12 protein-coding genes are annotated in these 12523 nt (G+C 69.9%); 6 read left to right on the top strand and 6 right to left on the bottom strand.

From position 1 onward, the window contains the following. Positions 1 to 6 precede the first annotated feature (6 nt). Entirely contained in the window at positions 7 to 1542 is a 1536-nt protein-coding gene (locus tag ACYQ8Q_RS05540) for a carotenoid oxygenase family protein (RefSeq protein WP_460062463.1), read from the bottom strand. Positions 1543 to 1718: 176 nt separating this feature from the next. Between ACYQ8Q_RS05540 and ACYQ8Q_RS05545 the strand changes: the two genes are divergently transcribed. Both ACYQ8Q_RS05545 and ACYQ8Q_RS05550 read left to right on the top strand, forming a co-directional pair. Next, complete coding sequence (locus ACYQ8Q_RS05545) at positions 1719 to 2651, top strand: LysR family transcriptional regulator (RefSeq protein ID WP_460062465.1); 933 nt, start codon at positions 1719 to 1721, stop codon at positions 2649 to 2651. A 491-nt stretch (positions 2652 to 3142) separates the two neighbouring features. Continuing rightward, positions 3143 to 4105, top strand: coding sequence for a LysR family transcriptional regulator (locus ACYQ8Q_RS05550; RefSeq protein ID WP_460062467.1), 963 nt, complete (start codon positions 3143 to 3145; stop codon positions 4103 to 4105). Positions 4106 to 4311: 206 nt separating this feature from the next. Here the strand turns inward: ACYQ8Q_RS05550 and ACYQ8Q_RS05555 are convergent, their stop codons facing one another. After that, positions 4312 to 4950 carry a CoA transferase subunit B gene (locus ACYQ8Q_RS05555; protein ID WP_460062469.1) on the bottom strand — a complete coding sequence of 213 codons (639 nt, stop codon included), beginning with the start codon at positions 4948 to 4950 and terminating at the stop codon, positions 4312 to 4314. Between the two features lies 1 nt (position 4951). Then, entirely contained in the window at positions 4952 to 5668 is a 717-nt protein-coding gene (locus tag ACYQ8Q_RS05560; RefSeq protein WP_460062471.1) for a CoA transferase subunit A, read from the bottom strand. 195 nt (positions 5669 to 5863) lie between these two features. On the opposite strand from ACYQ8Q_RS05560, the gene ACYQ8Q_RS05565 reads away from it, so the two are divergent. The 3 genes from ACYQ8Q_RS05565 (at position 5864) to ACYQ8Q_RS05575 (ending at position 8730) form a co-directional block, all read left to right on the top strand. Next, a complete protein-coding gene (locus ACYQ8Q_RS05565; protein WP_460062472.1) occupies positions 5864 to 6619 on the top strand; it encodes an IclR family transcriptional regulator in 756 nt (251 codons plus the stop codon). Positions 6620 to 6755: 136 nt separating this feature from the next. Further along, entirely contained in the window at positions 6756 to 7685 is a 930-nt protein-coding gene (locus ACYQ8Q_RS05570; RefSeq protein WP_460062475.1) for a LysR family transcriptional regulator, read from the top strand. 301 nt (positions 7686 to 7986) lie between these two features. Further along, on the top strand, positions 7987 to 8730 hold the full coding sequence (locus tag ACYQ8Q_RS05575) for an MIP/aquaporin family protein (protein WP_460062476.1): 744 nt from the start codon (positions 7987 to 7989) through the stop codon (positions 8728 to 8730). 690 nt (positions 8731 to 9420) lie between these two features. Here the strand turns inward: ACYQ8Q_RS05575 and ACYQ8Q_RS05580 are convergent. Both ACYQ8Q_RS05580 and ACYQ8Q_RS05585 read right to left on the bottom strand, forming a co-directional pair. Further along, on the bottom strand, positions 9421 to 9723 hold the full coding sequence (locus ACYQ8Q_RS05580; RefSeq protein WP_460062477.1) for a hypothetical protein: 303 nt from the start codon (positions 9721 to 9723) through the stop codon (positions 9421 to 9423). A gap of 325 nt (positions 9724 to 10048) precedes the next feature. Beyond that, on the bottom strand, positions 10049 to 10879 hold the full coding sequence (locus ACYQ8Q_RS05585) for a DAPG hydrolase family protein (RefSeq protein ID WP_460062478.1): 831 nt from the start codon (positions 10877 to 10879) through the stop codon (positions 10049 to 10051). A gap of 111 nt (positions 10880 to 10990) precedes the next feature. Between ACYQ8Q_RS05585 and ACYQ8Q_RS05590 the strand changes: the two genes are divergently transcribed. Further along, a complete protein-coding gene (locus tag ACYQ8Q_RS05590) occupies positions 10991 to 11623 on the top strand; it encodes a TetR/AcrR family transcriptional regulator (protein WP_460062480.1) in 633 nt (210 codons plus the stop codon). Positions 11624 to 11695: 72 nt separating this feature from the next. Here the strand turns inward: ACYQ8Q_RS05590 and ACYQ8Q_RS05595 are convergent, their stop codons facing one another. Further along, the gene (locus tag ACYQ8Q_RS05595; RefSeq protein ID WP_460062482.1) at positions 11696 to 12469 is read right to left on the bottom strand and encodes an IclR family transcriptional regulator; all 774 of its coding nucleotides are present in this window, start codon (positions 12467 to 12469) and stop codon (positions 11696 to 11698) included. Positions 12470 to 12523: the final 54 nt, after the last annotated feature.

A 12523-nucleotide genomic window follows, 5' to 3' on the forward strand; every position in this document is an offset into this window, starting at 1 on the left:
CAGGTCTCACTTCCGCAGTTCACTGTCGGGGACCCAGGTGCCGTGGAAGCCGTACCGGAGCCGGAAGGGGATCTTCACCGTGGCGACGGGGCCGGCGGCGATGTCGAGGGCGTCGAGGACGACCAGGTCGTGGCGGGACTGGTCGCGTCGGCCGACCAGCACCAGCAGGTAGCCCTCGCCCTCGCCGGAGTCGGCCGACTTCGGCACGAACACCGGCTCCTCGGGGGCGGAGTGCTCGCTGGGCGCCCAGAAGGCCGTCGCGCCCGTGGCGTCGTCCCGGTGGATGACGGAGTTGAAGGGCGGGCCCATCGGTCCGAGTTCGCCCTTCGGCAGGTCGGGGTGGAAGCCGCCCACCCAGGCGTGCCGGTTCTTCTCCATCAGCACGCGGGGGTCGACGCGGGGCATGTCGCCGGGCGAGGCGAGGAGCTGCTCACTGCGGTAGGTGTCCACCGCGTCGTCCCAGTGGGCGGCGCCCTGGGTGAGGTCGAAGGTCCAGCGGTGCAGGAACGGGGGCTGCTCGGGCAGCAGGCCGACGGTCGTCTTCGGGAACTGGGAGAACCAGCCCGACTTGGTGGTGAAGTGGTCGGCCACCAGGGTGTCGCCGTCGGTCCAGGCGTTGAGCGAGTGCGTCTCCATGAGCTGCTCGCTGCGGAACCACTTGATGCCGCTCACGCCCTCGTCGCGGGGGATGATCGCGACGTAGGTCTCCTTGTTCGGGTCCCAGACGAAGTACTGGGCCTCGTTCCGCAGTTGCTCCGGGTCGGCGACCATGGGCGAGATGGTGAAGACGAAGTGGTCCCGGGTCACCAGCCAGTCGTGGACCATCGAGGAGTACGGCACCTCGAAGGTCTGGGAGCGGGTGACCTTGCCCTCGGCGGAGATCTCGTAGATATGGATCTGCTTGTCGGGCAGGCCGCTGGCGTTGTACGCGAAGGCGATCAGCTCGCCGGTGCGCGGGTCGTGCTTGGGGTGGGCGGTGAAGGTACGCCCGGGGATCTGGCCGGAGAAGTCGTGGATGCCGCGCGTCTGCAGGGTCACCGGGTCCAGTTCGTACGGGAGCGCCGCCTCCTTGAGCGCGAGCAGCTTGCCCGCGTGCCAGATGATCGAGGTGTTGGCGTTGCCGTCGTCGATGCCGGCCACGGACGGGTCGTCGGTGTAGGGATTGCGGTAGGCGCCGAACAGCGCCTGGCGGGCCTGGCGTTCGAGCTCGAAGCGCTGGGTGCGGACGTACCGGGTCTTCAGGTCGGCGTGCCCGTTCTCGAACCGCACCATGTGGATCATGCCGTCGCCGTTGATGTACACGTCGTTCGGGAACCGCGGCGGGTACTGGGTGTCGGCGGCGGCGCGGTAGAAGGCGCCGGACAGCTCCGGGGGTATACGGCCCTCGACCTCCAGGTCGTACACGTCCGCCTCGATCCGCGACGGGGCGAAGAACCCGCGGAACTTCGGTGTGTCCGGGAACTGCATGGTCTCCGGGGGCGGCTGGGTTCCCACGGGCTCCCGGCCGGGCGTGCCGTCGGGCTGCGTCGTTGCAGTGGCCATGGTTCTCTCCCCTATGGCAAGGTTGGATCAAACGAAGAATGTGATGGATGAGCGCCGAGGATCCCCTTCCCGCGCGGGATTCAGACCCCGAGGGGGCGGCTCTTACCAGCCATACTGCTCTTCCTTCGCTCGCAACGTCCAACACTGAAACATGCATGAAATGATCGGAGTCTTCGATGGATCTGCGGCAGATGGAGTACGCGGTGGCCATCGCGGACGAGCTCAACTTCACCCGTGCCGCGACGCGCTGCCGGATCGGCCAGTCCGGGCTCAGCCATCAGATCTCCCAGCTGGAACGCGAGGTCGGGACGCTGCTGTTCGAGCGCACGAGCCGCAGTGTGCGGCTGACACCCGCCGGCCAGACGTTCGTCGCCTGCGCCCGGCGGGTGCTCACCGCGGTGCAGGAGATGCACGCCGAGATCGCCTCGTTCGACGGACCCGTGCGGGGACGGCTGCGCTTCGGCGCGGTGACGCTCACGGCCGGCAATCTCGACCAGCTCGGCCTGCTGCGCGAGTACCAGGAGTCGTTTCCCGCGGTCGAGTTCACGCTCTTCGACGTCGACGGGGCGGAGGCGGGCACCCAGTTGCTCACCGGCGACATCGACGTCGCCCTCGTCGCCCTGCACGAGCACCAGCTGCCGCCGGGGATCGCGTACCACCTGCTGCGCCTGGTGCCCCTCGTGGCCGTCGTGGGGCGGCAGCACCGCCTGCGCGGGACCGGCGCCGCCGGCCTGGGACAGCTGGCGGACGAGCGCTTCCTGGAGTGCTTTCCGGACACCGGTCTGCGCATGCAGGTCGATGCCGCGTTCAACCGGGCGCGGGCCCGGCGCCGGGGCGTGTGCGCGCTGCGCAACGCGGGAGACCTCGCCTCGCTGGCCCTCGAGGGGATCGGGGTGACCGTCGTGCCGCGTCCGGTGGCGGACGCCGTCGTTCCCGCCGACCACGCCGACTGTGTCGTAAGCCTCGAAGACCCGCAGGCACTCGCCCCGCTGGCGCTCGCCCACCGCGACCCGGCGCCGACCTCGCCCGCCGCCCAGGCCTTTCTGCGCCTGGCTCTCGCCCGGCTTCCGGGCAGTGGACCGCATCCCCTCGACGACACTCCCTCGTGACGCCGGGGGCCGTCTCCTCGGCATGCACGCCGGCCTTGTCCACGAATTCGGTCCCTTCCACCGGACGAAACGGACTCGAAAGCGCCCCTGGAATGCGCTGGCTTGTTCTTCCGAATCGCGATGTGTCTAATCTGACCCACATCAGATAATCCGGGAAATGAATTCTCTGCATACCAGTCATTCACTGCCTGAATAAGGCCGCCATACGGCGGGCCGCGGAGGGCCGGTAGCTGCTCTGCGGTGTGCGGGTCTCAGCCAGCCTGCGATGCGTGCCGCGCGCTGGTGCGGCGCGGTCCGGCCGTCCGGAGCGACGCGGTGGCCGCGCGCGTCATGGAACCCCCCTACGAGGCGCCACCGCTCCGGGAGGCGACGGCCTCCTCGGGTAGGCTCGCCGGGCGGTGGTCCCGGAGCCGAGTGTGGACCCCGTCGTTCCGTCTGCCGTGGAGGGGTGCTCCGGCGAGGCGACGGGCCGTCCGCGTGAAGGGAGTGGCTTGGAGGACTCGCGCTTCGATCTGCGGCGGTTCGATCTGAACCTGCTCGTGATCCTCGACGCACTGCTGACCGAGCGTCATGTCACGCGTGCGGGACAGCAGTTGCATCTGACCCAGTCCGCGACCAGCGCCGCGCTGCGCCGGCTGCGACGGGCCTTCGACGACCCGCTGCTCGTCGCGCACGGGCGCGAACTGCAACTGACGCCACTGGGCCTGAGCCTCGTCCGGCCGGTCCGCGAGGTCCTGGCCGACATCCACCATCTCATCAGGGAACCGGTCCTGCCGGACGCCGGGCTGCGCGACCGCACGTTCGTCATCCAGGCCAGCGAATACGTCGGCATGGTGCTGCTGCGTCCGCTGCTGGAGGTGCTCGCCGAACGGGCTCCCGGCACCACGCTGCGGATCGAGACGATGGACGACACCTACGAGGACCGTCTCCAGCACAACGACGTCGACCTGCTCATCGCCCCGATGCACACGATCATCGCGCACCGGATCCGGCACTTCCCGCACGAAGGACTCTTCCCCGACGAGCTGGTCGCCGCCGTGTGGAAGGACCATCCGACCGTCGGTGACCGGATCACCAAGGAGGACCTGAGGTCCCTGCCCCATCTGCAGCACGCCATCCGCAGCGGTGACCAGGTCGGTTCCATGCTCGCCCAGGAACTGGCCGCCCACGACATCTCGCACACCGTGCAGGCCACGACATCCAGCTACACGCTGCTGCCGCTCCTGCTCCAGGAGACCCGGATGGTCGCGTTCCTCCCCCGGCTGCTCGCCGAGGCGCTGGAGAGCTCGGCACAGCTGCGGATCCTGCCCTCCCCCGTGCCGCTGCCCGCCCCCGTGGAGACGATGTACTGGCACCCTGACCGCGACCGCGGCGACCCGGCGCACGTCTGGCTGCGCCGCCAACTGCGCACGCTCGCCGCCACGTTCGCCCGGGAACCCGGCGACCGGATCTGAGAGCCGCCTCCCGCGCGACATGACCGGCGGCACGGGGTCGGCACGGCCTGGCCGGCGCTCCGTACTCGGGCGCGGGCCAGGTCCCGTTGCCTCGGGGCCGGCCTCGGCGGAGCCGGTGCGGTTGCCCCTGGGGGACGGTCACCGGTGAGGATCCGCAAGTCGGGGAGTGATCAGCAGGTCACACCGGTTCCGCATGCGTTCTCCGCCTATCGGACCGCCGCCTCCACAGGTGCTCCGGTGACGGCCCGGAGATCGTCGAGACCGACGCCCGGGGCGAGTCGGTGCGCAACCAGTCCGCCGGCGGTGACGTCGAGGACGGCGAGATCGGTGATGACCCGGTGCACCACGCCCAGTCCGGTGAGGGGCAACGTGCACTCCGACACGATCTTCGGCGAGCCGTCCTTCGCCACGTGATCGGTGAGCACGACCACCCGGCGGGTGCCGGCCACCAGGTCCATGGCGCCGCCCATACCCTTGACGAAGCTGCCCGGGACCGTCCAGTTGGCGAGATCCCCGGTGGCGGACACCTGGAGCGCGCCCAGGATCGCGATGTCCACATGACCGCCCCGGATCATCGCGAAGCTGGTGGCGGAGTCGAAGACCGATGCCCCGGGCACGGCGGTGACCGTCTGCTTCCCGGCGTTGATCAGGTCCGCGTCCTCCTCGCCGTCGTACGGGAAGGGCCCCATGCCGAGCAGACCGTTCTCACTCTGCAGCAGCACGTTCACGCCCTCGGGGAGGTGGTTGGCCACCAGTGTCGGAATACCGATGCCCAGGTTGACGTAGTCACCGTCCCTGAGTTCGCCCGCGGCGACGGCTGCCATCTCGTCTCTGTTCCAGGGCATGTCAGACCTCCTGTCCGACGGAAGCAGGCTGCCTCACCGTGCGTCGCTCGATCTCCTTGGGCCGGTCGGCGGCCCGGACCAGGTGATCGACGTAGATGCCGGGAGTCATCACGTCGTCCGGGTCCAGGTACCCGTCGATCACCACTTCGGCCTCGACCACCGTGACCCGCCCGGCCGTCGCCACCAGCGGGTTGAAATTGCGGGCTGTGCGGCGGTAGCGCAGGTTGCCCGCCGCGTCGGCGGTGTGCGCGTGGACGAGCGCGAGGTCCGCGACGATGCCTCGTTCCAGGACATGGGTCCGGCCGTCGAACTCCGCATGGGGCTTGCCCTGCGACACCGACGTGCCGACACCGGTACGGGTGTAGAAACCGGCGATCCCCGCGCCGCCGGCCCGCAGCCGCTCGGCCAGCGTGCCCTGGGGGCAGAACTCGACCTCCAGCGTCTCGTCCAGGTACTGCTGGGCGAACAGCTTGTTCTCCCCGACGTACGAGGCGACGACCTTGGACACCTGCTTGTTCTCCAGGAGCAGCCCGAGGCCCTTCCCGTCGATCCCCATGTTGTTCGAGACGATCGTCAGGTCGCGTACGCCCGAGTCGCGCACGGCCTCGATGAGATCGAAGGGGTTGCCGGAGAGCCCGAAGCCGCCCACCGCGATGGTGATCCCGTCGCGGAGCGTTCCCGCCAGGGCGTCCTCCGCACTGGCTCGCACCATGGTCATGGCCGCCTACCCTTCACAAGATGGTCAAGGACTGTCCGTTCAGTGGGCATTCCTCTTTATGACAAAAGAGCTGGTGAATGGTCAACGAGTGAGGTCAAACCTCCCACTCGGTAGACTGTTCAGTGGTGATCCGTCCACTGAGTGGACGCGAGGGAGAGCAAGGACGAGGACAGCGAGGCAAGATTCATGGGCCCCATGAGTGAATCGCCGAGTGTCGTGGCGCGCGTGGCGGCACTGCTGCGGGCACTGTCCCGCCGCACCGCGTCGGGTGCCACGACGACCCAGGTCGCCGAGGAGACCGGCCTGCCGCGCGCCACGGCGCACCGGCTGCTCGAATCTCTGGCGACAGAAGGGCTGGTGGACCGCGACGCACGTTCGGGACGCTGGTTCCTCGGTCCGGAGACCTATGTGCTCGGCATGGCGTCGGCGGCACGCTACGACCTCACCGAAAAGGCCCGTGGCAGCCTGCTCCGGCTTGCGCGGGAGACCGGTGAGAGCGCGTTCTTCTCGGTCCGCCGCGGTGACGAGACGGTGGTACTCCTGAGGGAGGACGGCGATTTCCCGATCCGCTCCTACGTCCTCCACGAGGGCGCCCGCTTCCCGCTGGGTGTCGCCTCGGCCGGTATCGCGATCCTGGCCTACCTCCCGGACGGCGAAGTGGACGACTACCTGCCGAAGGCGGACCTGGCCCGGGAGTGGGGCGACGCGTATGTGGATGCGCGGATCAGGGAGCGGCTGGCGGCGACCCGCGCACACGGCTGGGCACTCAACCCCGGGTTGATCGTCGAGGGGTCGTGGGGCATGGCGGCCGCGGTGTTCGACAGCACAGGGGCCCCGGGCTGGGCGCTGACGCTCACCGGAATCGAGCCGCGTTTCCGCCCCGACCGTCAGGAGATACTGGGCCGCCTGCTGCTGGAGGAGGCCCACCGGCTCACGAAGTACGCGAACTGAAGGACCCTCGCCCGTGCCCGGTACCGACGGCACTCCTGGCCGAGAGAGCGTCGCGCGGCTCCGTCGACGCCGGATCCGCCACAATGGAACGGTCCGCCACATGGTTCCGATGGAATCGATCGGTCAGAGAGATCAGATGGACCTTCGCCACTTGAGGTACTTCCTCGCCGTCGCCGAGACGCGCAACTTCACGCAGGCCGCGGCGAACTGTTACGTCGCCCAGTCCGCCCTGAGCCAGCAGGTCGCCCGCCTGGAGAAGGAGGTCGGCTCCCAGCTGTTCAGCCGGACCAGCCGTTCCGTACGCCTGACAGCCGCCGGTGAGCTCCTCGAACCCCTCGCCCGACGCATCCTCGCCGACGTCGACAACGCCCAGGCCGCCCTCGACGCCCTCTCCGGGCTGCGGCGCGGCCGGCTGCGTCTGGGGCTCATCCAGACCCGCGCCTCCCTCGTCGACCTCGTCGAGGTGATGGCCGACTACCACGCCCGGTATCCCGGCATCGACTTGCAGGTGACCACCTCGGCCAGTTCCGCGATGGCCGCGGCAGTCCTTGCCGGGGACCTCGACATCGCCGTCGTCGGCCTCACCCCGCAGCAGATCCCCGACGGCCTCGACCACCGCGTCCTCGCCAACGACCCGCTCGTCCTCGTCGTGCCCGCCGGCCACTCCCTGGCCGACCGCGAGGTGATCGGTCTGGCCGACCTGCCGGACAGCCACCAGCTCATCCAGTTCACCAAGGGCACAGGACTGCACCGCCAGGTCGAGGCGGCCTTCGCCCGCGCCGGGGTGGAACCCGGACAGCACTTCCAGGTCGGTCAGATCTACGACATGATCCGGCTGGCCGCGCGGGGCATCGGCGTGACGGTCGTACCCCGCTCCTCCGTCTTCGGCCCGGGCTCCCTCCTGGGCCCGAACCCCGGCGACACCCTGCCGTACGGCGCCCACGCGCTCCGCCTGGCCGACCCGGCGGCGGTGCACACCATCTGCGCGGTCCACGACAGCAAGCGGCTCGCACCATCCGCCGCCGCGTTCCTCCAGGTGGTCGGGCAGCACGCCGTGACGGAATAATCGGCAGGACCGATCGCTGCGCCCGCATCCACATGTTGGACGGAACGATCCCGCGGCAGGAGGCTGGAGACCGGTTCCCGGAAGGAACCACTCCACTCTCCCCCCTGCGGATCGGAGCACCACCATGCCTGCCGCGCCACGGGACGCCTGGACGCCCCCTCGTCCCCGACCTGAGGGACCGCCACGGCCTGCTCCCTCCACTCGACGTCCTTCGCAGCAACCCGGCCCTGCCGCTGTCGGCAGCGGCCACGGTCACCGCATGCGAGCTCACCCGCTCCGACGCGGCGTGGACGTACCCCCCATGACCCGCGAAAGGCCCGCCCACCAGCGCACCCTCCACTCCGCCCTGCTCGAGTTCGCCCTCACGGCGCTCATGATGTTCGTCGTGGTCACCACGACCCGCTGGCTGCTGGGCACCCTCGACACCACCGGGGGCGGCTGGTGGAACACCCCCGAGGGCCGGTTCCTCGTAGTCGCTCCCGTCTCCGGCGGCACCGTCACCGCGGTCATGCTCTCGCCATGGGGCAGGGTGACCGGAGGCCACGTCAACCCGGCCGTCACTCTCGCGATGTGGCGCTACGGCCGCACACCGGGCCGTGACGTCGCCCCTTTCATCGCCGCCCAACTGCTCGGTTCGGTGCTGGGTGTCGCGCTCGCCGGCCTGGCCTGGGGACCGGTGATCGCCTCGCCGGCCGTGAACCACGCCGTCGTCCGGCCCGCATCCGGCGTGCCCTGGCCCGCCATCGCCGCGGTCGAGGCCGCCACGATGTTCGTCATCGTCGTCGTCGCGGGAATCGGCATGGCCGGCACCCGCTCGGGCCCGCTGGTCCCCTGGGCCGTCGGGACCCTGATCACCGCCCAGATCATGGCCTTCGGCACGACCACCGGCGGAGTCGCCAACCCCGCCCGCGCGTTCGGCCCCGCGCTCCTCGCCGGCGACCTCTCGCTTCTGCCCGTGTACATGCTCGCGCCGCTGGTCGGGGCCCTGGCCGCGACGGCCGCGGTACGACACGCCGGCGCACGCGGCCGAACCACCGTGACCTGAGTGGATCCTGCGCCTTGGCAAGCCCCTCGTCCCCCGCTCGACCCCGGGTGCCCTTGCGCAATTGACGATCCAGCAGCCTTCGGAGGCCGTGCCGCCCCGCGGCTGTACGCCTCGACAAGGGGAGGTTGCCCGGCACGACCAGCAGCGACCAGTCACCGGAACCTTCTGTGTCCAGGTCGGCTTCGCCTGGCGCACCCGGGTCACCGCCCTGCAGACGGAGCATCACAGCAAGGCCGAGACCAGCGACGACGGACCTGGATTCCCGCGGCATGCCCGCGCCACGAATGCCGTTCGCCCCGGCCGCGGCGGCCGGACGCACAGCGGGACCCGGTCCGGCGGGCCGGAGCCAGCAGCTCGGGCACCGCCGCGACCGGGTCCGGCCCGGCAAGGTCACCGTCGGCCACACCGGTGCTCGTGAACCAGATCCAGGACTCCGTCCCCAGGCACCGGTCAACACCGACGCCCCCAAGTCCGTCATGGAATCAAGGGAGCGGCGTCCGGTGCGTGGGTACGTGCTCTCGGCGTGCCGGGCATGTGTCCCGGTACGGGGCGTACCTGGGCTCACGCGCGGCGCGGCGAGTGGGGGTCCCCCCTCTGGGGGAGCGTGCCGGGCGTCGCGAGCCCTAGGGCGTGTTGCGAAAGTCCCGCCTGCCGCCCTCCGGGCGGACGACGGGACTTTCGCAACACGCCCTAGACCCCGGCCTCAGGCACGGGCGTACCACGATCCTCGTCCCGGCCGACGACAGGCGTACGCGCCGCTTTGCGCTGATGCGCCAGGAGTCCGAAGAACGCGGCGGCGAAACCGCTGATGAGACCACTCACGGCGTGATGGGCCGCGTTGGCCGCCGCGCTGTTGGGCACACCGACGAGCAGGTAGTTGATGAGAGCGCTCACCACCGCCCCGATCACTCCCGCCATGAGGCCGGACCTCAGCGAGGAGCGCACGACGGACGGTGACGCGATCCTGGGTTTCGGGGTGGAGGGCGTGGTCATCGTCGGCTCTTCCTTTCCATCCGGTCAAGGCGTGACGAAGCCGGCAGTCGGCCGACCGCACGCTGGACGCCGCGCGCGACGAGGCCACCGCACCGGCACTGACGTGGTCACCGGGAAACCGATGACGACGGACGCCGACCGCGCCCGCCGCGTCCTCACCGCCGGTGACCCCGGCGAGGTCGGCTCCGTGCCCGTCGAGCGGAAGTGCTCCCGAGCGGCGGAGGCGATGGGCAGGTCCACCGCGCGCGGGAGGGAGCCCGAAGGCCGGTCCCCGGACAGCGCTCGGCTGCCGCGAGACCGGCCCTACAGGCTTCCCGGGGCGCGTTCAGGGACGGACGCCGAACTCGCCGTAGAGGTCGGCGAGGAACGTCGACAGGTGGGTGAACTCGCTCTGGAGGTGGACGAACAGTTCGTAGGCAATGCCGTGGCCGAACGCCCGGCCCGCCTCGTCATCGGCGTCTATGCCGGGGCCGCCGCGGTCGAAGATGAAGCGGCTGCGGACCTCGAAGCCGTCGTCGGTGTCGCGAGCCAGGTGGATCATGACACCCCCCTCGATGGCCGCGCACGCGTAGGCGTGGTACCCGGCCTCCTTGAAACGGCTGGTGTCCAGGCCCAGTTCGGCCGGGTCCACGAAGTTCGCGACCAGCTCCATACGCTGCGAGCCGAGGTACTCGACGATGTCGTGGGTGTTGCCGACGATGCGTTCGAAGTCGGTGAGGCCGGGCTGGGTCAGCACGTCCTGGTTCCGGGGAACGGCCTGCACGTGACAGTAGGGGTGCCACAGGGAGTAGCGCTCGGACTCGACGGAGTGCCACCACATCCACCAGGTGAACATCTCCGCGGTGCAGCCCGGGAAGCGGTTCAGGCCGGCGACGTAGGGGTGGCCGGACTCGGTCAGGCCGAACCCCATCTCCCGTCGGTGGTATCCGGGGTCGAGGAGCGTGTTGAGGTCCTCCGGTCCGGAGGACAGTGTGTCCGCCGGGTCCAGGGCCTCTTTCAGGTACGGCAGGACTTCCTCGCGGAGCCGCATGTCGCCGCTGAAGTACTTCGCGTAGGGCTTGTCCTTGATCCGTTCGGCGTTCGACCGGAACAGCTCCTGCGTGACGACCGGGTAGTAGGTGACCGGATACGGCGGCGGCGTCTTCGGTGCGGACATGTGCGTCACCTTTTCCTGAAGGGGAGGGGGTGGGTTTCGAACCCTGCTCCATCACGATAACATGAACCCGAATTTGGATTCAACTTTTTCGGAGGTGCCAGAATGCACGGTGTGACCAGTGAGAACGTGCCGCGCCCCCCGCAGCAGAAGCGAAGCCGCGCCGCCATGGAGCGCATCCTGCAAGCCGCGCAGACGCTGATTGCCGAGCGCGGCACCAGCGCCCTGACCCTCGCCGACGTCGCGGAACGCGCCGGTGTCTCGGTCGGCAGCATCTACAGCCGCTTCTCCGGCAAGGAAGCGCTCATCGCCGCGACGCAGGAACAGTGGCTGGACCACGTCACCGCGTACCAACAAGCCCTGTACGCCGACGCGGCGGCGCGGTCGGACGACTTCGAGGACTTCGTCACCGGACATCTCACCGCGATGACCGCCGCGTTCCGACGCGACGCGGACCTCATCCGGGAATTCGCCGTCCGCGCCATCGGCCAGTCAGGCACCAGCGACACGGCCCGGCGCAGGCTCCAGGACGCTTTCGACCAGGGATGCGACGCGATACTCGCCCACCCCGGCAGGCCCCCGCACGTCAGCCACGTCCAGGTGTCGTTGGCCTTGCGAGCGGTACAGGCGATCCTCGAGTGGCGGGTGACGACGCCGACCGCCGACGCTCCCGACAACGACTGGGATCTCCTCACCGCGGAACTGCCGAACCTCGCGCTGTCCTATCTGCGCAAGGCACCCTCGTAGGTCCGCCGAGGGAGGGCGGGCAGTCGTGGTGCCCGCCCTGACCCGAGCGCCCTCACCGACGCTTCGAACGGCTCACACCCACTCCTGCTTCTCGACGAGATCACGCAAGGAGAGCAACGCCTCCACGCACTCCTCCTCGCGCCCGTGGAAGCGCTGGGCGGGCATGGGAACGCTGACCGCCATCATCTGACCCGCGACCCTGACGGCCACGCCGACCGCGCAGATTCCGTCGCTCTGCTCCTCGTAGTCGTAGGCGACGGCGCTCTCGCGCACCTCCGTCAGCTGTTCGAGCAGCTCGGGAAGCCGGGTGATCGTGCGCGACGTGAGAGACGGGAGCCTCGCGGGGAGGAGTTCGCGCATGCGGCTCGGCGGAAGCGCGGCGAGGATCGCCTTGCCCGGAGCGCAGGAGTGCAGGGGGAAGCTCTCCCCCACCGCACTCGCGGCGCGCAGCCGGTGCGGCGCGTCCACCTGGTCGATGAACCTGATCTCGCCTCCGTCCAGCACCGACAGATCGACCGTCTCCGTCAGACGGGCCGAGAGGTCGGCCAGGAAGGGGTGGACGAGCCTGACGACGTCCCGGGTACCCGCTTCGGCGAGGCGCAGGATCTCCGGCCCCAGCCGGTAGCGTCCGCGAGGGCCCGGCCCCGACGTGACGAGTCCCTCGTCCTCCAGGGCACTCAGGATCCGGTGGATCGTGCTCCGGGGAAGGCCGAGCCGCTCGGCCAGTTCGGACTGGGTCAGTCCGCCCGGCGACTCACGGATCGCACGCAGCATCTGACCCGCCCGCGCGATCACCTGGATGCCGCCGGCCTGACGCGCGCTCGTCTCGTCGGATGGTGTAGTCATGCCTCTATCCTGCCGTCCTTCGGGGACCGGCCGGGATGTGCCGGCCCGCCCGGC

Source organism: Streptomyces sp. YKOK-I1, from assembly GCF_054660435.1.